Annotated in this window: 23 protein-coding genes and 2 tRNA genes; 23 read left to right on the top strand and 2 right to left on the bottom strand. The window is 70.8% G+C overall.

The annotated features are described in order from the left end of the window. Positions 1-138: 138 nt before the first annotated feature. The 7 genes from QP090_RS29625 to QP090_RS29595 all read left to right on the top strand — a co-directional run bounded on the left by QP090_RS29625 (position 139) and on the right by QP090_RS29595 (position 5127). Positions 139-212: transfer RNA gene (locus QP090_RS29625), tRNA-Met, on the top strand. A gap of 118 nt (positions 213-330) precedes the next feature. After that, a complete protein-coding gene (gene rpmG, locus QP090_RS29620; RefSeq protein WP_067812252.1) occupies positions 331-495 on the top strand; it encodes a 50S ribosomal protein L33 in 165 nt (54 codons plus the stop codon). Between the two features lie 295 nt (positions 496-790). Further along, complete coding sequence (locus QP090_RS29615) at positions 791-1228, top strand: MaoC family dehydratase N-terminal domain-containing protein (protein WP_285942749.1); 438 nt, start codon at positions 791-793, stop codon at positions 1226-1228. Beyond that, complete coding sequence (locus QP090_RS29610) at positions 1228-1653, top strand: MaoC family dehydratase (protein WP_285942748.1); 426 nt, start codon at positions 1228-1230, stop codon at positions 1651-1653. The genes QP090_RS29615 and QP090_RS29610 overlap by 1 nt, the downstream gene beginning before the upstream one ends. 173 nt (positions 1654-1826) lie before the next feature. Beyond that, complete coding sequence (locus QP090_RS29605; protein ID WP_285942747.1) at positions 1827-2909, top strand: UDP-N-acetylmuramate dehydrogenase; 1083 nt, start codon at positions 1827-1829, stop codon at positions 2907-2909. A gap of 66 nt (positions 2910-2975) precedes the next feature. Then, positions 2976-3572, top strand: a complete 597-nt coding sequence (locus tag QP090_RS29600) for a TetR/AcrR family transcriptional regulator (protein ID WP_285942746.1) — start codon at positions 2976-2978, stop codon at positions 3570-3572. Between the two features lie 55 nt (positions 3573-3627). Beyond that, on the top strand, positions 3628-5127 hold the full coding sequence (locus QP090_RS29595) for a DHA2 family efflux MFS transporter permease subunit (protein WP_285942745.1): 1500 nt from the start codon (positions 3628-3630) through the stop codon (positions 5125-5127). A 108-nt stretch (positions 5128-5235) separates the two neighbouring features. Here the strand turns inward: QP090_RS29595 and QP090_RS29590 are convergent, their stop codons facing one another. Further along, entirely contained in the window at positions 5236-6264 is a 1029-nt protein-coding gene (locus tag QP090_RS29590) for an adenosine deaminase (protein ID WP_285942744.1), read from the bottom strand. A 250-nt stretch (positions 6265-6514) separates the two neighbouring features. On the opposite strand from QP090_RS29590, the gene QP090_RS29585 reads away from it, so the two are divergent. The 3 genes from QP090_RS29585 (at position 6515) to QP090_RS29575 (ending at position 8929) form a co-directional block, all read left to right on the top strand. Then, positions 6515-7552, top strand: coding sequence for a collagen-like domain-containing protein (locus QP090_RS29585; protein ID WP_285942743.1), 1038 nt, complete (start codon positions 6515-6517; stop codon positions 7550-7552). Between the two features lie 85 nt (positions 7553-7637). Continuing rightward, the gene (locus QP090_RS29580; RefSeq protein ID WP_285942742.1) at positions 7638-8147 is read left to right on the top strand and encodes a SigE family RNA polymerase sigma factor; all 510 of its coding nucleotides are present in this window, start codon (positions 7638-7640) and stop codon (positions 8145-8147) included. A 2-nt stretch (positions 8148-8149) separates the two neighbouring features. After that, complete coding sequence (locus QP090_RS29575; RefSeq protein ID WP_285942741.1) at positions 8150-8929, top strand: hypothetical protein; 780 nt, start codon at positions 8150-8152, stop codon at positions 8927-8929. A 124-nt stretch (positions 8930-9053) separates the two neighbouring features. On the opposite strand, the gene QP090_RS29570 is transcribed toward QP090_RS29575, so the two are convergent. Then, on the bottom strand, positions 9054-10265 hold the full coding sequence (locus tag QP090_RS29570; RefSeq protein ID WP_285942740.1) for a pyridoxal phosphate-dependent aminotransferase: 1212 nt from the start codon (positions 10263-10265) through the stop codon (positions 9054-9056). Between the two features lie 296 nt (positions 10266-10561). On the opposite strand from QP090_RS29570, the gene QP090_RS29565 reads away from it, so the two are divergent. From QP090_RS29565 to QP090_RS29505, 13 genes are all read left to right on the top strand, one after another. After that, positions 10562-10635 (top strand) — tRNA-Trp (locus QP090_RS29565). Between the two features lie 130 nt (positions 10636-10765). Further along, complete coding sequence (gene secE, locus QP090_RS29560; protein WP_285942739.1) at positions 10766-11014, top strand: preprotein translocase subunit SecE; 249 nt, start codon at positions 10766-10768, stop codon at positions 11012-11014. Positions 11015-11098: 84 nt separating this feature from the next. Beyond that, the gene (gene nusG, locus QP090_RS29555; protein WP_285942738.1) at positions 11099-12022 is read left to right on the top strand and encodes a transcription termination/antitermination protein NusG; all 924 of its coding nucleotides are present in this window, start codon (positions 11099-11101) and stop codon (positions 12020-12022) included. Positions 12023-12230: 208 nt separating this feature from the next. After that, positions 12231-12662 carry a 50S ribosomal protein L11 gene (gene rplK, locus QP090_RS29550; protein WP_285942737.1) on the top strand — a complete coding sequence of 144 codons (432 nt, stop codon included), beginning with the start codon at positions 12231-12233 and terminating at the stop codon, positions 12660-12662. A gap of 60 nt (positions 12663-12722) precedes the next feature. Beyond that, positions 12723-13439: a 50S ribosomal protein L1 gene (gene rplA / locus QP090_RS29545; RefSeq protein WP_285942736.1), complete on the top strand. Its 717-nt coding sequence runs from the start codon at positions 12723-12725 to the stop codon at positions 13437-13439. Positions 13440-13617: 178 nt separating this feature from the next. Further along, complete coding sequence (locus QP090_RS29540) at positions 13618-14532, top strand: hypothetical protein (RefSeq protein ID WP_285942735.1); 915 nt, start codon at positions 13618-13620, stop codon at positions 14530-14532. 206 nt (positions 14533-14738) lie between these two features. Then, positions 14739-15593, top strand: a complete 855-nt coding sequence (locus tag QP090_RS29535; RefSeq protein ID WP_285942734.1) for an SCO4651 family lipoprotein — start codon at positions 14739-14741, stop codon at positions 15591-15593. Between the two features lie 140 nt (positions 15594-15733). Next, on the top strand, positions 15734-16630 hold the full coding sequence (locus QP090_RS29530; protein ID WP_285942733.1) for an SCO4651 family lipoprotein: 897 nt from the start codon (positions 15734-15736) through the stop codon (positions 16628-16630). Positions 16631-16940: 310 nt separating this feature from the next. Next, the gene (rplJ, locus tag QP090_RS29525; protein WP_285942732.1) at positions 16941-17540 is read left to right on the top strand and encodes a 50S ribosomal protein L10; all 600 of its coding nucleotides are present in this window, start codon (positions 16941-16943) and stop codon (positions 17538-17540) included. Between the two features lie 112 nt (positions 17541-17652). After that, complete coding sequence (rplL, locus tag QP090_RS29520) at positions 17653-18039, top strand: 50S ribosomal protein L7/L12 (protein ID WP_285942731.1); 387 nt, start codon at positions 17653-17655, stop codon at positions 18037-18039. Positions 18040-18559: 520 nt separating this feature from the next. Next, entirely contained in the window at positions 18560-19621 is a 1062-nt protein-coding gene (locus QP090_RS29515; protein WP_285942730.1) for an ABC transporter ATP-binding protein, read from the top strand. After that, complete coding sequence (locus tag QP090_RS29510) at positions 19621-20472, top strand: MlaE family ABC transporter permease (RefSeq protein ID WP_285942729.1); 852 nt, start codon at positions 19621-19623, stop codon at positions 20470-20472. The genes QP090_RS29515 and QP090_RS29510 overlap by 1 nt, the downstream gene beginning before the upstream one ends. Continuing rightward, positions 20472-21350: an MlaE family ABC transporter permease gene (locus QP090_RS29505; protein WP_285942728.1), complete on the top strand. Its 879-nt coding sequence runs from the start codon at positions 20472-20474 to the stop codon at positions 21348-21350. Before QP090_RS29510 ends, QP090_RS29505 begins: the two co-directional genes overlap by 1 nt. Positions 21351-21357: the final 7 nt, after the last annotated feature.

Below are 21357 nucleotides of genomic sequence, written 5' to 3'. Positions count from 1 at the left end.
GGCACAGGCGGTAACCTGATGACCGGTCCGCGTCAGACCATCCGGAACCGAGGCCCTGCCTCAAAGCCCGGGTTCTCGTGTTCCCAGGGATCGGTGGACTTCCGGTATCCTTGCAATCCGGTCCACACCGACCATCACGGCGGGGTAGCTCAGTCAGGCAGAGCAAGCGGCTCATAATCGCTGTGTCGCCGGTTCAAGTCCGGCCCTCGCTACTACCCAGACCTCCCGCCTCCACCCGGAGGCCGGGAGCGTCGGGTCGAATCGCCGGCCGCTCTTCGGGGCGGCCGAGGTACGTAAGTCCATATCCCCAGCTCAGAAAGGCACTCCATCGTGGCTGCCACCGACGTACGGCCGAAGATCACGCTGGCCTGCCAGGAGTGCAAGCACCGCAACTACATCACGCGGAAGAACCGGCGCAACGACCCGGACCGCCTGGAGATCAAGAAGTACTGCCCCAACTGCCGGACGCACCGCGCGCACCGGGAGACCCGCTGACCTGCTGATCCGCGGCACCGGCGGCCGGGAGACCGGCCGCTCGGCACCGGCGGCGACGCGCCGCCCGCAGCGCCCCGGCGCCGGGCAGGAGGCTCGCCGCCCGCCGCGGTCCCGGTGGCCGGATCCCGGCCCGCCGGCCCGACGTTTCCGCAGCCCGTCCTCGCACCGACCCGCGAGGGCGGGCTGAACGTCGTTCTGTTACCGTCCGTCCAGACCGAGAAAGACGTGCTTGGGCGCGGGCACACGGGCAGGCGGGCTCTCGGAAGCCCCTGTTCGACGTGGAGGGACGGACTGCATGGCACTCAACCGTGATTTCATCGGGCGGAGCTTTCCGCCGAGCGATCCGTACGAGGTCAGCCGGGTGAAGATCCGGGAATTCGCGGACGCGATCGGCGACCAGAACCCGATCTACCGGGACCAGGAGGCGGCCAAGGCCGCCGGCCACCCCGACGTGATCGCCCCGCCGACCTTCCCCATCGTGGTCTCGCTCGGCGGCGCCGGCCTCGCCGACCCCGAGCTCGGGCTGAACTACGCGATGGTGGTGCACGGCGAGCAGCGCTTCGAGTACACCCGCCCGCTGCGCGCCGGCGACGTGGTGGTCTGCACCTCGACGATCACCGACATCAAGTCGATCGGCAAGAACGAGAAGCTGGTCATCGTCACCGAGGTCGCGACGGTCGAGGGCGAGCCGATCTGCAAGAGCCACAACACCATCGTCGAGCGGGGGGCCTGATGACCGCCAAGGTGCAGTACACCGACGTCGAGGTCGGCACCGAGATCGCCGCGCGCAGCTACCCGGTCGACCGGGCCGACCTGGTCAAGTACGCCGGCGCGTCCGGCGACTTCAACCCGATCCACTGGCGCGAGCGGGTCGCCAGGTCGGTGGGGCTGCCGGACGTGATCGCGCACGGCATGTTCACCATGGCGCAGGGCGGCCGGTTCGTCACCGACTGGGTCGGCGACCCGGGCGCCGTGGTCGACTACGGGGTACGGTTCTCCTCGCCGGTCGTGGTGCCCGACGAGGGCGGCGCGACGCTGGAGATCAGCGGCAAGGTGGAGGAGAAGCTCGACGGCGGCAAGGTCGTCGTGGCGCTCACCGCCCGGTCCAGCGACCAGAAGGTCCTCACCCGCGCCAAGGCCGTGGTCCAGCTCGCCTGACCCACCGGCTCGGAGCCGGGCCCGGGTCCCGGCCCGGGGCGTTCCGGCGGGTCGTCCGCACCGCGGGCCGGCCGTCCGGTTGGGTTGGACGCACGTTCTGTTTCCGTCCGCGTGGGCCGGGGTGTTTCTCGCCCGGCCCACGCGGACGCGGACGTACGGGAGGGAAAGACGACGTGGCGGTGTTCGCTGAAGAGGTGAAGCTGTCCGGATACACCACGTTGCGGCTGGGCGGTCCCGCCCGCCGCTTCGTCGAGGCGACCACCGAGGCGGAGCTGGTCGCCGCGGTGCGCGCCGCCGACGACGCCGGCGAGCGGACGCTGGTGCTCGGCGGCGGCAGCAATCTGGTGGTGTCGGACGACGGTTTCCCCGGCACGGTCGTGCACGTCGGCACGCGCGGCACCGAGAGCGTGCCCGGCGAGAACGGGCGGCTGCTCGTCCGGGCCCAGGCCGGTGAGGAGTGGGAGCCGTTCGTCGCCCGCTGCGTGGCGGACGGGCTCGCCGGGATCGAGTGCCTGTCGGGCATCCCCGGCCGCGTGGGCGCCACGCCCATCCAGAACGTCGGCGCGTACGGGCAGGACGTCAGCGAGACGATCGTCCAGGTGCGCGGCTACGACCGTGAGACCCGCAAGGTCGTCACGCTCGATCACGCCGCCTGCCGGTTCACCTACCGGCACAGCGCCTTCAAGGGCTCCGACCGGTACGTCGTGCTGGACGTGACGTACGCGCTCCGCGAGTCCGACGAGTCGCAGCCGGTCGCCTATGCCGAGCTGGCGCGCAAGCTGGGTGTGGAGCCCGGCGCGCGGGCGCCGCTCAAGGAGGTCCGGGACGCGGTGCTGGAGCTGCGCCGCGGCAAGGGGATGGTGCTCGACCCGGCCGACCCCGACACCCGCAGCGCCGGATCGTTCTTCACCAACCCGATCCTGGATCCCGCGCAGCTCGCCGACCTGGAGCGCCGCGTCGCCGGACGGTTCGGGCCGGACGCCGCGTTCCCGCGGTACGCCGAGAGCCCCGCTCCGGACGGGACGCCGCGCACCAAGACCTCCGCCGCCTGGCTGATCGACCGCGCCGGGTTCGCCAAGGGGCACGGGACGGGGCCGGCGCGGATCTCCACCAAGCACACCCTGGCGCTCACCAACCCCGGCGGCGGACGCACCGCCGACCTGCTCGCGCTGGCCCGTGAGGTCCGCGAGGGCGTCCGCGAGGCGTTCGGCGTGGAGATGGTGAACGAGCCAGTCCTGGTCGGCGTGCACCTCTGACCTTCTCCGGTGCGTCCGTCCCGGACGGGTTGACCTGGTTAGTGATTGAGCACTAACTTGGCTGCCATGAGCCCCAGGATGAGCGCCGCCGATCGTCGCGAGCTGACGATCCGCGCCGCCATCGCCGAGTTCGCGCGCGGCGGCTACGAGGGCACCTCGACCAGCGCCATCGCCGAGCGGGTGGGGGTGTCGCAGCCGTACCTGTTCCGCCTGTTCCCGTCCAAGCGGGCCCTGTTCCTCGCCGCCGCCGAGCGCTGCTTCGACGACATCGAGGGCGAGATGCGCGACGCGGCCGGCGGGCTGTACGGGGGCGAGGCGATGACCGCGATGGGGGCCCGCTACCGCAAGCTCCTGCACGGCGACACCACCCTCCTCCAGTTCCAGCTCCAGATCTACGCGGCGGCGCTGAGCGACGGCGACGTCCGGCGGGTTGGCCATGACCGGTGGGCGCGGCTGTTGCGGACGGTGGGGGAGCTGTCGGGCGAGGGCCGGCAGGAGGTCATGCGGTTCGCCTCGGTCGGCATGCTGCTGAACGTGCTCACCGCGTTCGACGTGCCCCACGCATGGGGGGACGACCTTCCCGAGTCGCTCGGCAGGTGGGCCGAGGGCGCCGGCACCGCAGAGGGTGATGGCGGGGAGGGCCTTGAGGGGAGTACCGGCTGATCCTATTTTTTTGCCCACTCAAGTTAGTGACTGATAACTAATTTTGGAGAAGAGTATGCGGCACCCAGCACTCCGGACGTTCATCGTCACCGGGGTGGCCCTGTTCATGGTGGCCCTGGACAACCTGATCGTCACCAACGCGCTGCCGTCCATCCGCACCGACCTCGGCACCGGCCTGGAAGGGCTGGGGTGGACGGTCAACGCCTACACCCTCACGTTCGCCGTCCTGCTGCTCCCCGCGTCGGCGGTCGCCGAGCGGTACGGGCGGCGCCGGCTGTTCACCGCCGGGCTCGCGCTCTTCACGCTCGCCTCCGCCGCCGCCGCGCTCGCCCCCGGCATCGGCGTCCTGATCGCGGCCCGCGCCGTCCAGGGCGTGGGCGGCGCGGTGGTCACCCCGCTCACCCTGACACTCCTCGCCGGCGCCGTGCCGCCCGCCAAGCGCGGCGTGGCCATCGCGGCCTGGAGCGTCATGAGCGGGCTCGGCGTCGCCCTCGGCCCGGTGGTCGGCGGCGCGGTCACCCAGTACACGAGCTGGCAGTGGATCTTCTGGCTGAACGTGCCGATCGGCGTGGTGCTGGTCGCCCTGGCCCCCCGCTTCCTGACCGAGAGCCGGGGCACCGCCAAGCGCCTCGACATCCTCGGAACCCTGCTGGTGACCGGTGGGCTGCTCGGCATCGTGCTCGGCCTGGTGCGCGGGAACGAGCACGGCTGGACCAGCGGTCAGGTCCTCGGCTCGCTCGCCGGCGGCGCCGTCCTGCTGGTGGCCTTCGTCGCGCACGAGCTGCGCACCACCCGGCCGATGCTGCCGATGCGGCTGTTCCGCAGCCGCGGCTTCAGCCTCGTCAACGTGATCTCGCTGCTGATGACGTTCGCCATGTTCGGCTCCACCTTCCTGCTGATCCAGTTCCTCCAGGGCAGCCAGCAGATGACGCCGCTGGAGGCCGGGATCCGCACGCTGCCCTGGACCGGGATGCCGATCCTGGTCGGCCCGCTCACCGCGCCGCTGATCACCCGGTTCGGCGGGCGCGCGGTCCTGGCCGCCGCGCTGCTGTTGCAGACGGTGGGGCTCGGCTGGATGCTCGTGGTCCTGGCCCCGGCCACCACCTACGCCGCGTTCGTCCCCGGGTTCGTGCTCGCCGGGATCGGGATGGGCCTGTTCTTCGCGCCGGTCGCCCGGATGACGCTCGGCTTCGCCCCGCCGGAGCTGACCGGGGTCGCGTCCGGGGTGGGCAACATGCTGCGCCAGCTCGGCACGGTCCTCGGGGTCGCGGTGCTCGGCGCGGTCTTCGCCGGCAACGGCGACCTCGGCGACCCCGGCGCGTTCGTCGACGGCCTGCGCCCGGCGATGGGGCTCGGCGTGGCGGTCCTCGCCGCCGGAGTCGTGGCGGCGGCGTTCATCCCCAAGGGCCTCCCGTCCGAGCAGGCCGGGGCGGCCAAGTCGGACGGTGCGGCCAAGGCGGACGGTGCGGCCAAGGCGGACGGTGCGGCCGAGGGCGGCGGTGCGGCCGAGGCCGGCCCCCGTCCCGCCGAGGCCGCGCGGACGTCCGCGAGCTGAACCGCCGGCCGGGCGGGCGCCGCCGGGCCGGTCGCCCGCCCCCGCCGGGAGCCCGGCCGGTCGACCACCGTCCGGCCGGGCCGCCCGCCCGTCCGGACGGCCGGCCGGTCAGTCCAACCAGGTGTCGACGCCGGTCAGCAGGCGTTTGCGGACGTCGTCCGGGGCGGCCGAACCGTTGATCGACTGCCGGGCCAGCTCGGCCAGCTCGGCGTCGGCGAACCCGTGTTCGGCGCGGACCAGCTCGTACTGGCGGGCCAGCCGCGAACCGAACAGCAGCGGGTCGTCGGCGCCGAGCGCGATGGAGGCCCCCGCCTCGTAGAGCGTCCGGACGGGGACGTCCGCCGCCGTCGCCGCCACCCCGAGGCTCACGTTGGACGCCGGGCACACCTCCAGCGTCACGCCCCGCTCGACGATGCTCTCCAGCAGCCGGGGGTCCTCCACCGCCCGCACGCCGTGCCCGATCCGGTCGGCCTTCAGCGTCTCCAGGCACTCCCGGACGCTCGCCGGACCGAGCAGCTCGCCACCGTGCGGATCCGACAGCAGGCCGCCGTGCCGGGCGATCCGGAACGCCCCCTCGAAGTCGTAGGCCCGTCCCCGGCGCTCGTCGTTGGACAGCCCGAACCCGACCACGCCCCGCCCGGCGTACCGCACCGCCAGCCGGGCCAGCGTCTTGGCGTCGAGGGGATGCCTGATCCGGTTGGCCGCGATCACCACCCCGATCCCCACCCCGGCCGCCGCGCCGGCCTCGCGGGCCGCGTCCAGGACCAGCTCCACGGTCGGCGTCAGCCCGCCGAAGCGCGCCGCGTACCCGCTCGGATCCACCTGGATCTCCAGCCAGCCCGACCCCTCGGCCGCCTCGTCCTCGGCGGTCTCGCGCAGCAGCCTGCGCAGGTCGTCCGGCGTCTGGAGCACCGACCGGGCGATGTCGTACAGCCGCTGGAACCGGAACCAGCCGCGCTCGTCGGTCGCCCGCAACCGGGGCGGCCAGTCCTCCACCAGCGCGTCCGGCAGGTGCACGCCGTGCTCGGCCGCCAGCTCCACCAGAGTGGTGTGCCGCATCGAGCCGGTGAAGTGCAGGTGCAGGTGGGCCTTGGGGAGTTCGGAAATCGGGCGGTCACCAACGGTACGGGCCTCCATGACGTAATGCTGCCCGATCCGGCCCCCCGTGTCGCGCGGAAGGTCCCGTGGGAGTCCCAGATCATCCGCATGAGTCATCACTCATGGCACGTATCGACCATGTCGGCACTGGTCGCCGCCGCCGTCGCCCCGCCGCGGGGACGTGCGGGCACCCGCCCGGAAAATTTTTCTGGAACCCATGCAACCCCCCGAGGGGGTCGCGCGTATGTGAGGGGCGCAAGAGAAATACAGGGGCATGAAGGGATACAGGATGATTTCGCTAAAGGCCGCCCTGATCGTCGCGTCGGCCGTGGGCACGGTCGGTGTCGGCGGTGCCACCTACGCCTCGGTCGCCCAGCCCGAGGCCGGCCTCCGTTCGGACGCCTCCCAGCTGCCCGACGCGCCGGGGGCGGGGAAGCCGGCCGCCGCCGCGGCGACGCGCCCGTCCTGCCTGCCGAGCCCGTCCACGCTGCCGAAGGCCGGCGACCTGCCCAAGGGCGCCAAGCTCCCCGACGGCACCGCGCTGCGGAACGGTGCCAAGCTCCCGGACGGCCGCACGCTGCCCGATGGCGCCAAGCTCCGCGAGGGCGTCAAGCTCCCGAGCGGCGTCAAGGTCCCCGACGGTGCGAAGCTGCCGGACGGTGCGAAGCTGCCGGACGGTGCGAAGCTTCGCGAGGGCGCCAAGCTGCCCGACGGAGCCAAGCTGCCCGACGGTGCGAAGGTCCCCACCAACGTCGCGCCCGCCGCGCCGGGCAAGGCCGGCACGCGCGCCGAGCCCGGGACGCCTCCCTGCGCCAAGACCACCGGCGTCGCGCCGGCGGGCAAGCCCTCGCCGGCTCCGTCGAACCTGCCCGCCTCGCGCGTCCCGTCGGTCCCGTCCGTTCCGGCGAAGCCGACGGCGTCCTGCGACAAGCTGCCGCCCGCGGTCGTGATCGGCAGCGCGGCCGAGAAGGCCTTCACCCTGCCCCGCGGCCTGCGCTTCAGCGCCGCGGGCACCGCGGCCAGGACGGTCGGCCCCCGGCAGATCTGCGTCACCACCCAGAAGTGGACCGCGGGCAACGGCCAGTGGCTGACCGTCGAGCGGCTGAAGGCCACCCCGAAGGCGACCCCGGCCCAGCTCCGGCAGGCCGTGCGACTCGCCTCCGGCGCCCGCAGGACCACGGTGGGCGGAGCGGTCGCCTGGCAGACCCCCAAGGGCGACGGCGTCCTGATGCTCGGCTCCGACGGCAGTGCCGTCTACGTCAACGGCAGCCCGGCCCTCGCCGGCCACCTCCAGGACGTCACGTCCAAGCTGAGGCTGCCCGCCTGATGCTCCCGGGGACGGACGGCCCTCAGGCGCGAGGGGCCGTCCGCCCCGGTGACAACTGCATGAGTGCCGAGCCGGACGGAGCACCGTGGGGCGTCGAGATGACCAATCGTTCGTGGAGTTCGTGGCGGAACGCGGAACCGCGCTGATGCGGACCGCCGTTCTCATGTGCGGGTCCAGACAGGACGCCGAGGACGTTCTCCAGACCGCGCTGGAGAAGGCCTACCGGCACTGGGGGCGGCTCGACCCCGAGTCCGACCCCGAACCGTACGTCCGCCGGATCCTGGTCAACCTGATGATCAGCCGGGCGCGGCGCTGGAAGGTGCTGCGGGAGATCCACATGGCCAGGCCGCCGGAGGTCCCGGCGGACCCGGAGAACCACGCCCTCGAACTGCGCGGGGCGCTGATGGACGAGCTGCGCAGGCTGGGGCCGCGGCAGCGGGCCGTGCTCGTACTGCGCTACTGGGAGGACCTGTCGGAAATGGAGACCGCGGAGATGCTCGGCTGCTCGGTCGGCACGGTGAAGAGCCAGGCGTCCCGAGGACTGGCCCGGCTCCGCCAGCGCCTCGGCGGCAGCCTGACGCTCATGGGGGGCTGACGATGGACCTGGAAGACGAACTGCGGGCCGCCATGGTCGAGCATGTGGCGGACGCGTCGGCCCCGGCGACGCTCGCCGGGGACGTGCGCGGACGGTACCGCCGCCGCGTCGCGCGGATCCGCGTGGCGCTCGGGGTCGGCGCGGCGGCCGTCGTCGCGGTGGCGATCATCCCGGGCTACCAGAGCTTCCGCGCCGGGCAGGTGAGCACACCCGCCGCCTCGGACGGCCCCGCGGGACGCGGCGGCCCGGACGAGCCGGGCCGGGCGATGCCGCAGCCGGTGCCGTCCCGCACCTCGGGCGCGCCCGCCCCGGTGCCGTCCCGGGACATCGGCGGCACCGAGTCGCCGCGCCCCCTCCTCTCGCACCCGCCGGGGCAGGGCGGCCCGGACGGCCCGTCCGGCGACGGCGGCCCGGCTCCGGGCTGGATGACGTACCTGCCCTCGGGCCTGCGCGCCCTCCGCCCGTGCGCCGAGCTGGAGAAGGGCGGGCGGCGCACGACGAACTGCCGCTGGTCCGGGACGAACGGCTGGGTCGAAGTGCACATCACCCGCGGATCCGGGCTGGCCGGACCCGGTGACGTCATCGACGGCGCCCCGACGGCCGGCGGGACACCGGTGGCCGGCAAGGACCGGGTGCACGGCCACCCCGCCGTCACCACCGACCGTCCCGACCGGGGACGCCAGATCGCGTGGGTGGAACGGCCCGGCGTCGGGATCCTGGTGCTGGTCGGCCCGGCGCTCCGCGACGAGCTCCTGACGGTCGCAGAAGGCGTACGCCCCTGACCATCCCGCAGAGGGGGCGTACTTTCCCCGCGGCCAGGGAGGGCGGCCAAGGGGAAGGAAAAAGGGACGCCCCGACGGTCTCGTCCGGACCGTCGGGGCGTCCCGCTCTGCCTCTCGGCGGTCGTCAGCCCGCCTCGTTCAGCAGCTTGGCGACGCGGGAGACGCCCTCGGTCAGGTCCTCGTCACCCAGCGCGTAGGACAGGCGGAAGTAGCCCGGCGTGCCGAAAGCCTCACCCGGGACCAGCGCGACCTCGGCCTCCTCCAGGATCAGCGAGGCCAGCTCGACCGAGGTCTGCGGGCGCTTGCCCCGGATCTCCTTGCCCAGCAGCCCCTTGACCGACGGGTAGGCGTAGAACGCGCCCTCGGGCTCGGGGCACAGGACGCCCGGGATCTCGTTCAGCATCCGGACCATCGTCTGCCGGCGCCGGTCGAACGCGGTGCGCATCTCGGCCACCGCCGCCAGGTCGCCGGTCACCGCCGCCAGCGCCGCGGCCTGCGAGACGTTGGCCACGTTGGACGTGGCGTGCGACTGCATGTTGGCCGCAGCCTTGATCACGTCCTTCGGGCCGATCATCCAGCCCACCCGCCAGCCGGTCATCGCGTACGTCTTGGCGACGCCGTTGACCACGATCGTGCGGTCGGCCAGCTCGGGCACCACGGCCGGCATCGAGTGGAACTCGGCGTCGCCGTAGACCAGGTGCTCGTAGATCTCGTCAGTGATCACCCACAGCCCGTGCTCGTCGGCCCAGCGGCCGATCGCCTCGATCTGGTCGCGGCTGTAGACCGCGCCGGTCGGGTTGGACGGCGACACGAACAGCAGCACCTTGGTGCGGTCGGTGCGGGCCGCTTCGAGCTGCTCCACGCTGACCCGGTAGCCGGTGGTCTCGTCGGCGACCACGTCGACCGGAACCCCGCCGGCCAGCTTGATCGACTCGGGGTAGGTGGTCCAGTACGGCGTCGGCACGATCACCTCGTCGCCCGGGTCGAGCAGCGCCGCGAACGCCTGGTACACCGCCTGCTTCCCGCCGTTGGTGACCAGGACCTGCGCCGCGTCGACCCGGAAACCGGAGTCGCGGACGGTCTTCTCTGCGATGGCGGTGCGCAGTTCCGGCAGCCCCCCGGCCGGCGTGTACTTGTGGAAGCGCGGCACCCGGCACGCGGTCACCGCCGCCTCGACGATGTAGCCGGGCGTGGGGAAGTCGGGCTCGCCCGCGCCGAACCCGATGACCGGGCGGCCCGCCGCCTTCAGCGCCTTGGCCTTGGCGTCGACGGCCAGCGTGGCGGATTCGGAGATCGCGGCGATGCGCTTGGAGATGCGAGGACGGTCGATGCTCATGTCCCTATCGTTACAGACGCCGCGCGATGACTTGCGCGATATATACGCGCCGGTCGGACGGCCTGCGGACGCGCTGCCGGACGATCGTGCCGCGTTCCGGTTCGACGAGGAGCCCGTCGGCACGTAGACTCATCGATCTAGTGGCGCGTCATCGGTTTACGGCATGCACGCGCGAGGCCGTAAGCTATGACCGGCACGACCCGATCGCATCGGTCGGCGCACGACCGTCCCCTCAGGGGGGCGGCTGTATTTCCCCCCTTCGGGGGGTGGCTGTATTTCCCCCTTCGGGGGGGTGTAGGGCAGTGGCTCAATTGGTTAGAGCTCCGGTCTCCAAAACCGGCGGTTGGGGGTTCGAGTCCCTCCTGCCCTGCGAGGTGCGGTGCGCGCACCCGTGCCGATTCACGTCACGGCGCGCCGAGTCATGGCATACGGCGGCGCGGGCCCGCGCAACAACCACATGACGGTGGTTGGTCACGACCTATGAGGTGAACGGCGGCACAATGGCGACTGACACGCGCGGCGACGCCGCGGCGAAGGACGAAGGCAAGGGTGAGACCAGGTCCAGGCGGACCTCGCCCGCTAAGTTCGTGCGCCAGATCGTCGCCGAGCTGCGCAAGGTCATCTGGCCCACGCGCCGAGAGCTGATCACCTACACGACGGTGTCCTTGGTCTTCGTACTGATCATGGTCGCGATCGTGTCCGGCGTCGACTGGGGACTCCAGAAGGGCATCTACGCCATCTTCGGCTGAGCCGTCCCCGGTATCGCAGGCCGTCCGCCGGTGCCCCGGCGCCCGCAAGTCCATCACGCAGACCGATCGAGAGAAAGAGTCACCGTGTCCGAGTCCTCACAGCCCTACGACGAGGCCGTACAAGAGGCCCAGTCCGCTGCGGCTGCTCCGGCCGACCCGGCGGGAACGCCCGCTGGGAAGACGGACGAGGCCGTCGCCGGCACCGCCGCCGAGGCCGGGGCCGAGCCGGTGGGCACGGAGACCGAGGGCGACACTCCCGCCGCCGAGACCGCCGAGGCCGAGTCCGGCGCGGCGGCCCCCGAGGCCGAGGCCGACGACGCGGAGACCGCCGAGGGCGAGTCCGCGGACGCCGAGGCCGGTGCCGAGGGCGAGGGCGAGGCTGACGACGAGGCCGAGGAGGTCGACGCCGGTCCGCCGGTCGACCCCTACGCCGAGTTCAAGATGCAGCTCCGCCTGGAGCCGGGCGACTGGTACGTCGTGCACTCCTACGCGGGGTACGAGAACCGGGTCAAGACCAACATCGAGACCCGCACCCAGACCCTCAACATGGAAGATTTCATCTTCCAGATCGAGGTCCCTCAGCACGAGGTGACCGAGATCAAGGGCGGCAAGCGGCAGAAGGTCAACGAGAAGGTCCTGCCGGGCTACATTCTGGTCCGGATGGAGCTCACCGACCAGTCGTGGGCCGCGGTCCGCAACACGCCGGGCGTGACCGGGTTCGTGGGGCTGTTGAACAAGCCGTCCCCGCTCAGCCTGGACGAGGTCGCCAACCTGCTGGCGCCCGAGCCCGAAGAGGGCGTGTCCAAGGCCAAGGAGCACGCCAAGGTCGCCGCCACCGTCGACTTCGAGGTCGGCGAGTCGGTCACCGTCATGGACGGCCCGTTCGCCACCCTGCCCGCCACGGTCAACGAGATCAACGCCGAGCAGCAGAAGCTCAAGGTGCTGGTGTCGATCTTCGGCCGGGAGACCCCGGTCGAGCTCTCGTTCAACCAGGTCTCGAAGATCTGACGCCGGTCGGCGCATATCCTTGAAACTGCCCCGCGTACGCGGGGATGCTCCCGTGCGGTCGCGCGCGGGCCGGAAGGCCCCGGCGCCGCCCCGTCCGCGGGGATGTACGGGAGCGAGCGGTTCCTACGTCGCGATGGAGTCCCGGCCGCGACGCTGCCCATGAACCGTGGGAGTCGGAACCGAAAGCAAACGGGACATAGGGGTAGACATGCCTCCGAAGAAGAAGAAGATCTCGGCGATCGTCAAGGTCCAGCTCAACGCCGGACAGGCGACCCCGGCGCCGCCGGTCGGTACCGCGCTCGGTCCGCACGGCGTCAACATCATGGACTTCTGCAAGCAGTACAACGCTGCTACCGAGGCCCAGCGCGGCAACGTCATCCCCGTAGAGATCACCATCTACGAGGACCGGTCGTTCACCTTCGTCACCAAGACCCCGCCGGCCGCGCAGCTCATCCTGAAGGCCGCCGGTGTCGAGAAGGGCAGCGGCGAGCCGCACAAGACCAAGGTCGGCTCGGTGACCCGCGACCAGATCCGCGAGATCGCCACGACCAAGATGCCCGACCTGAACGCCACCGACCTGGACGCCGCCGACAAGATCATTGCCGGCACCGCCCGCTCGATGGGCATCGAGGTCAAGTAGTCCCACCCGGTGGGAGGGCCTGCGCGGCCCGTACCACGAACTCCGTGAATGGAGCAGTCGATGAAGCGCAGCAAGAGCTACCGCGCCGCGGCCGAGAAGATCGACCGTGAGGCGCTGTACAGCCCGACCGAGGCCGTGAAGCTGGCCAAGGAGACCGCGGCCGCCAAGTTCGACGCGACCGTCGAGGTCGCCCTGCGGCTCGGCGTCGACCCCCGCAAGGCCGACCAGATGGTGCGCGGCACGGTCATCCTGCCGCACGGCACCGGCAAGACCGCCCGCGTGCTGGTCTTCGCCGGCGGGGCCAAGGCCGAGGAGGCCCTCGCGGCCGGTGCCGACATCGTCGGCTCCGACGACATGATCGAGAAGATCCAGGGCGGCTTCCTGGACTTCGACGCGGTCGTGGCGACGCCGGACCAGATGGGCAAGGTCGGCCGGCTGGGCCGGGTGCTCGGCCCGCGCGGCCTGATGCCCAACCCGAAGACCGGCACGGTCACCATGGACGTGGCCAAGGCCGTGTCCGACATCAAGGGCGGCAAGATCGAGTTCCGCGTGGACCGGCACGCGAACCTGCACTTCGTCATCGGCAAGGCCTCCTTCGACGAGAAGCAGCTCGTGGAGAACTACGCCGCGGCGATCGAAGAGGTGCAGCGGCTCAAGCCGTCCGCGGCCAAGGGCCGTTACGTGAAGAAGGCCGTGCTGACGACGTCGATGGGGCCGAGCATCCCCGTCGACCCGAACGCGGTCCGCAACCTCACCGCGGAGTTCGAGGACAACTGAGCACCGTCCCGCCGCCGCGCGCGGAGGTGGGGCATCGACAGGGCGTTCCCGTTCGGGGGCGCCCTGTCGTCGTTCCCGCGGCACCGGACTTGGATACCGGGAACACAGTCCAGATTCGGACATTTCAGTAGTCTGATCGCTTTGTTACCGATGGGGATTCTGGTGTTGAATCAGCACCGTGAACCGTCGAACGGATCGGGCCATCGCCATCTCCGCCATCGCCGCCGTGGTCGTCGTCCCCACCGTGGTCATGGTCGTGGTGCAGACGAACGGCGCCTCGCCCAAGGACGCCGGTGAGATGCCGCCCGCGGCAGCGGCGGCCCAGCATGACCCGGCCCAGGTGAGCGAGTCGCCCGTACCGGGTGCTCCGGCCGGGGCCGCGTCGCCGCTTCCGGGCACCGGAACCCCCGGGTCGGGGTCCGGGACCGGGGCCGGTTCTGGGACCGGGGCCGGTTCTGGCGCCGCGCCCAGTACGCCGTCCGGCCATGGCGGCGGCTCGGCGAGCCCCGGGAGCCCCAGCGCGAAGCCCCCCGCGCTGCGCTCGTTCACCCGGCTGACCGACGTGAAGCTGTCGGGCGCGGCCAACGGCGACTACGAGCACGCCACCGAGACGACCACGTTCACGCTCTCGCCGTCGTTCTCGATGAACGCGGTCGGGCAGCGGCGGACGATGAAGGACGGGAAGCTGACCACGCTCACCCAGAAGGTGATCATCAGTGGCGGCACCCTCAAGGCGTTCGACGGCAAGTCCTGGGAGTCGTCCAAGCTCTCCTCGGCCCAGTTGCAGAATCTGCGCGAGGGCTCCGACCCGAGGCAGCTCACCTGGCTGGTGCGGAGCGTGCCCGGCATGGCCAAGACCGGGCCCGACAAGTTCGGCTCGACCCACTTCGTGGCCAAGGCGCTGATGGGCGACCTGTACGGGCGGCTGCCGAAGGACGTGGCCGCCGAGACGCGCAAGGTGATGCCCGACGGCACGGCGGTCGGGCTCGACCTGTGGTCGGACGGCAACGAGCGTCCGACCTGGATCGGGCTGAACGCCGCGGCGCCCGGAGCGAACTTCAACGGGTCGATGACGTTCAAGTCGTACCGGTAGCCGCGGGAGGACGGGGCGCCGGGACGACGGGGCGCCCGGCGGGCGGACCTGCGGCTTCGGGTCTCCGCCGTTAAGGGTGGCTTTCCGGGGGTACGCCGCAGGTCGTACTGGCGGGTGTCCCGTTCGTACCATCGGGGGATGTGGCCCGAACGCCGCCCGGCGAGACTGGAGCCATCCAGTAGGGCGATCAAGGAGGCACAGTTCCGATGAACCGACGATTCGCGGTGGCGGCCGGCGGTACCGCGGTGGGCGCCGTTCTTCTCCTGTCCGGATGCGGCGCGGACGGATCCGGCGCCACCACGACCAAGAACATGAAGCTGAGCGCCGGCGAGGCCCTGCTGAAGACCTCCGAGAAGACCGGGCAGGCCGACACCTTCAAGGCCGACCTGACCGTGACCGACGCCGGCGACCAGGCGGGGCGGATCCACGCGACGGGCCAGTTCCGGCTCAGCCCGCAGCTGTCCTTCAGCGCCAAGCTCGACGAGTTCAGCCGCGGCGGCCAGGCGGTGCCGGGGGCCCAGGGGCAGGCGATCTTCAAGAACGACGTGCTGTACGCCAAGGTGCCGCAGCTCGCCCAGTTCGTCAGCGGCGGCAAGCCCTGGGTGAAGATCGACGTGGCGCAGATGGGGCAGCGCACCGGGTTCGACGTCAAGGGCCTGGTCGACCAGGTGCAGAAGATCAACCCGGCGGAGCAGACCAAGATGTTCACCGCCTCCAAGGACGCGCGCAAGGTCGGCGAGGAGACCGTCGACGGGGTGAGGACCATCCACTACACCGGCACGGTCACCGTGCAGGACGCGCTCAACCGGCTCGACCCGCAGGCGCGCGAGAAGGTCCGCGCCCGGTTCCCGCAGAACGCCGCCAACGAGAAGATCAGCTTCGACCTGTGGAACGGCCCCGACCAGCTTCCGCGCAAGCTGGTGTCCAAGGGCGTCGGCGAGGCCGCCAAGGCCGGCTCGGTGCAGGTGGTCTACAGCGACTACGGCAAGTCGTTCGGCGTCAACCCGCCGCCGTCCGACCAGGTGGGGGAGCTGTCCATGAGCGGACTCCTCGGCAACTAGCCCGCGCCCCACAACTGCCACCTGGTCCCATAAGGTGACTATCGTCCCATCGGTCCGGCTGAACCGCAGCAGTCTCCTCCGCGTCTGATCAGAGTCCGGCGGGAGCGTTCGGGCATGGAGACGCACCTAAGGAGATCCAGATGATCCGTCGCTTCGTGGTGGGGACCACGGTGGCCACCGGTCTCGCCCTCTCGCTCACCGGCTGCCTGGGCGAGGCCGGGGACAAGGTGGGCGACGCCGGGGAGAACATCAGGCTCAGCGCCGCTCAAGTGCTCGGCAAGACCGCCGAGAAGACGGGGCAGACCGACACCTTCCAGGCCGACATGTCGATGAAGGCGTCCGCCGGGGGCATGGGCAGCATCGAGATGAACGGCTCGATGCAGTACCGCACCAAGCCCGAGCTCGCCTACAGCATGAACTTCGACCGGATGTCCATGGGCGGCAAGTCCATGAGCGGGATGCGCCAGGTCTTCATCGGCCGGACGATGTACATGAAGTCGCCCGCGCTGGGCCAGGCCGGCGGCACGCCGGGCAAGCCGTGGCTGAAGATCTCGCTCGACCAGGCCGGCGAGAAGTCCGGCATGAACCTCGACCAGCTCCTCCAGCAGTCGCGCCAGATGGACCCGGTGCAGAGCACCAAGCTGCTCACCGCGTCCAAGGACGTGCGCAAGGTCGGCGAGGAGACCGTCGACGGGGTGAAGACCACCCACTACACCGGCACCTACCAGATGACCGACGCCATCGCCAAGCTCCCGGCCGATCAGCAGGAGGTCTCCCGCAAGGCGCTCACCTCCATGGGCATGGGCTCCATGGCGTTCGACCTGTGGGTGGACGGCGAGCAGCTGCCGCGCAAGATGGCGATGAAGTCGCAGGGCCAGAACCCGATGTCGATGACCATGAAGTACCGCGACTACGGGAAGCCGGTGCAGATCACCGCCCCGCCCGCCGACCAGGTCACCGACTTCGCGGCCATGATGAAGGGCCTCGGCGGCGCCGGCGGCGCGGGCCTCCCGGCCGTCCCGCCCGCCCGGAGCTGACCGCGCCCTCTTCGGAGGCGATGCCGCGGGGCCGGGACGGATTCCGTCCGGGCCCCGCGGATTTGTCTAACCGGTGAGGCGTCACGTACTCTGTCCACTGCCGAAGACCGCCGGTCGTCACCCGTAAGAAGGTGACCGAAGGACCCGACTCGTTCGGGCGACCCGCGTAGGTGAGACGAGAGCTTTCGCATGACTTCCGTGTTATGCCAACGCCCCGTGCGCCTGCGCCGGGGCGTTTTTTGGTTGATTGACGTCCGTCCTCACCGGCGGGCGATGATCGCAATCACCCAGGTAATCGGAAGGAGGCCCCATGGCTAAGGCCGAAAAGGCCGCGGCGATCGCCGAGCTCAAGAACGAGTTCGCGAGTTCCAGCGGTGCCGTGCTGACCGAGTACCGCGGGCTCACGGTGGCCCAGCTCAAGGAGCTGCGCACCAACCTCGGCGACAACGCCAGGTTCGCCGTGGTGAAGAACACGCTGACCAAGCGCGCGGCGGACGAGGCCGGTGTCGACGAGCAGTTCCGCGAGCTGCTCGAAGGCCCCTCGGCCATCGCGTTCGTCCACGGCGACGTGGTCGAGGCCGCCAAGGGCCTGCGTGACTTCGCCAAGGCCAACCCGGACCTGGTGATCAAGGGTGGCTTCATCGACGGCAAGTCGATGGTGCCCGCCGACATCACCAAGCTCGCCGATCTCGAGTCTCGCGAGGTCCTCCTCGCGAAGCTGGCCGGCGCGATGAAGGGCTCCATGGCGAACGCGGCCATGCTCTTCAACGCCCTGCCGACGCAGGCGGCCCAGCTCGTCGAGGCGCTGCGCGTCAAGCGCGAGGCGGCCGGCGAGACGGCCGAGGCCCCGGCGGACGCGGCTCCGGCCGAGGCCGCCGCCGCCGACGCGGACGAGGCACCCGCCGAGTAGTCGACGCCCGTTCACCAGGCCGGCGCGCGCCGGCCCGGACGGACCGAGACGGACCGAGACCCGCGGTCCCCGTAACACCCCGGATTTTGAAGTCACAGCGGAGGAACACATCATGGCGAAGCTCAGCACCGCAGAGCTCCTGGACACCTTCAAGGAGATGACCCTCCTCGAGCTGTCCGAGTTCCTGAAGGAATTCGAAGAGGTCTTCGACGTCAAGGCCGCGGCTCCGGCCGTCGCCGTCGCCGCCCCGGCCGGTGGCGGCGGCGCCGCCGAGGAGGCCGCGGTCCAGGACGAGTTCGACGTCATCCTCGAGGGTGCCGGCGACAAGAAGATCCAGGTCATCAAGGAGGTGCGCACGCTGACCAGCCTCGGCCTGAAGGAGGCCAAGGACCTGGTCGACGGCGCCCCCAAGGCCCTCCTCGAGAAGGTCAACAAGGAGCAGGCCGACAAGGCCAAGGAGGCCCTGGAGAAGGCCGGCGCGACGGTCACCGTCAAGTAAGGCGCTCCACCGCTCTTCCCGAAGGCGGCCATCCCACCACGGTGGGATGGCCGCCTTCGTGCGTTCCGGCGGACCGTCGCGGGATGTGGCCGGAGCCGATGTCGCAGGCCGGAAGGTGCGGGAAAACTGTGCCCGGGTGATAAATCAGTGGCCCGAAGCGCTTCCCGGAGTCGGTTGTGCGGGGTCCGGAAGGCGGCGTAGCGTCCATTTCGGCCCCCGAGGTCTCTGGGGCCGCCCGGTCCCCGGCCGCACCTCCCGACCCCCGGCCCGGGGCCGCGCTCTTGGACCACTAGTCTCATAGGCGTCGTAAGTAACGGTTGTCTTACGACGTCGCGTTTCACTGCTGTTGCGGTCCCGAACCCCTTCCATTTGTGCGTAGGGCCGCTACGGTAGTGGCACCCGTCACGGCTACCGATCGGTAGCAACGGGCCCGCCACGCGGTGTGACGACAACCGCAACAGCCTGAGTACTACTCGCTCATGGGTTCCGGATTCCCCCCGGCCTGGACGAAAGGTGACGAGTGGGCGTCGAGATCAGAGTCGAGGGCCTGACCAAGTCCTTCGGCAGCCAGACGATCTGGCAGGACGTATCGCTAACGCTGCCCTCGGGAGAGATCTCCGTTCTCCTCGGACCGTCCGGCACGGGCAAGTCGGTCTTCCTCAAGACACTGGTCGGGCTGCTCAAGCCCAACCGCGGCCACATCTGGATCGGCGACCGGGACCTGCCGTACCTGCCCGAGTCGCAGCTCTACGACACCCGCAAGCTCTTCGGCGTGCTGTTCCAGGACGGCGCGCTCTTCGGCTCGATGAACATCTTCGACAACGTCGCGTTCCCCCTGCGCGAGCACACGAAGAAGTCCGAGTCCGAGGTCAAGCGGATCGTGATGGAGAAGCTCGACCTGGTCGGCCTGCTCGGGGCCGAGAGCAAGCTTCCCGGTGAGATCTCCGGCGGCATGAAGAAGCGCGCCGGGCTGGCCCGCGCACTCGTGCTCGACCCCGAGATCCTGCTGGTGGACGAGCCCGACTCGGGTCTGGACCCGGTCCGCACCGCCTACCTGAACCAGCTCTTCGTCGACCTGAACGCGCAGATCAACGCGACGTTCCTGATCGTCACGCACGACATCAACACCGCCCGGACCGTGCCCGACAACATCGGCCTGCTGTTCCGCCGCGAGCTGGCCATGTTCGGGCCGCGCGAGATGCTGCTGTCCAGCGAGGAGCCGGTCGTCCGGCAGTTCCTCAACGCCAGCAAGATCGGCCCGATCGCGATGTCGGAGGAGAAGGACGTCTCCGAGCTGGAGGCCGAGGCCCGGATGGGGCTGGAGGCGGGCAAGCTGCCGCCGATCCCGCCGCAGCTCATGCCGAGCGACGGCCGCGTCCGGCCGACCCAGCAGGCCCCCGGCGGCTGGTGCGCCGCGCACGGCGTCGTCCCGCCGCCCGGCTCGTTCATCGACGACCTCGGCCGCAACTGGGTCGAGGAGTGGCCGCGCTACGTCGCGTCCATGGCTCCGGTCGGGGCCCCCGCCCCCGGCGGGCAGGGCGGGCAGGTTCCGGGTGGACGGCCCCCTGGAGGCACGTACTGATGTCCGTTCCTGGTATCGGCGCGAACCAGGGAGGGGGCAAGAAGGACGGCGGCTCCTCGGCCGCGTTCCGCAAGATCTCCGATGGCGCCGCCAACGTCGCCATCAGGGAGCCGGGACGGTTCTTCGCCCTGTGCCTGGACACCGGCCGGGCGATGTTCCAGTGGCCCTTCCAGTGGCGCGAGTTCATCCAGCAGGCATGGTTCATCGTCAGCGTGACCGTGGTGCCGACGATGCTGGTCGCCATCCCCTTCGGCGGCATCCTGTCGTTGCAGGTCGGCGGGCTCATCCGGCAGCTCGGCGCCGAGTCCTACACCGGTGCCACCGCGGTGGTCGCGATCGTCCGCGAGGCCAGCCCGCTGGTCACCTCGCTGCTGGTCGCGGGCGCCGCCGGCTCGGCGATGTGCGCCGACATCGGCTCCCGCAAGATCCGCGAGGAGATCGACGCGATGGAGGTGCTCGGGATCAACCCGCTGCACCGCCTGGTGGTGCCGCGGATGCTCGCCTGCGCCTTCGTCGCGGTGTTCCTGAACGGCCTGGTGTCGGTGGTCGGCCTGATCGGCGGCTACGTCTTCAACGTGATGCTCCAGGACGGCACGCCGGGCGCCTACCTGGCCTCCTTCAACGCCATCGCGCAGCTCCCCGACCTGATGCAGGCCGAGTTCAAGGCGTTCATGTTCGGCATCACCGCCGGCCTGGTCGCCGCGTACAAGGGCCTGAACGCCAAGGGCGGTCCCAAGGGCGTCGGCGACGCGGTCAACCAGACCGTCGTCATCACGTTCATGCTGCTCTTCCTGGAGAACTTCGTGATCTCCGCCCTGTACTTCCAGTTCGTCCCGCAGAAGGGGATGTGATGGCGGGCAGGCGGGGCGAGGGCGTGAGCGCCACCGCCCCGGGCAGGGCGGGCAAGGCCGTCACGCGGGTCGTCAACGCCCCGCTGGAACGGCTCGACGACTTCGGGCACCAGCTCTCGTTCTACGCGCGGGCGTTCGCGTGGGTGTTCCGGGTGCTGCGCCGCTACCGCACCGAGGTGCTGCGGCTGCTGGCCGAGGTCAGCCTCGGCACCGGCGGGCTGGCGGTGATCGGCGGGTCGGTGGTGATCGTCGGGTTCATGACGTTCTTCACCGGCAGCCAGGTCGGCCTCCAGGGCTACAACTCGCTGAACCAGATCGGCACCGCCGCGTTCACCGGGTTCGTCGCGTCCTACTTCAACACCCGCGAGATCGCGCCGCTGGTGTCGGCGCTGGCGCTGTCGGCCACGGTCGGCTGCGGGTTCACCGCGCAGCTCGGCGCGATGCGGATCTCCGACGAGATCGACGCGCTGGAGGTCATGGCGGTCCCGTCGATGCCGTTCCTGGTGACGACGCGGATGCTGGCCGGGATGATCGCGGTGATCCCGCTGTACATCGTCGGCCTGCTGGCCTCCTACGGCGCGACCCGTCTGATCGTCACGCTGTTCTACGAGCAGTCGACCGGCACCTACGACCACTACTTCAAACTCTTCCTGCCGCCGTACGACATCCTCTGGTCGTTCGGCAAGGTGATCGTCTTCTCCGTGCTGGTGATGCTGATCCACTGCTACTACGGCTACCACGCCAGCGGCGGCCCGGCCGGCGTCGGCGTCGCGGTGGGCCGCGCGGTGCGGACCAGCATCGTGGTGATCAACGTGGTCGACCTGCTGCTCGGCATGGCGATCTGGGGCGCGACCGTCTCCGTACGGATTGCGGGGTGACGGCGCG

Origin of the sequence: Actinomadura xylanilytica (genome assembly GCF_030283145.1) — a bacterium.
GTDB lineage: Bacteria > Actinomycetota > Actinomycetes > Streptosporangiales > Streptosporangiaceae > Spirillospora > Spirillospora xylanilytica.
The sequence above is the reverse complement of the archived record's forward strand: the minus strand, read 5'-3'. Positions and strand labels throughout refer to the sequence as shown.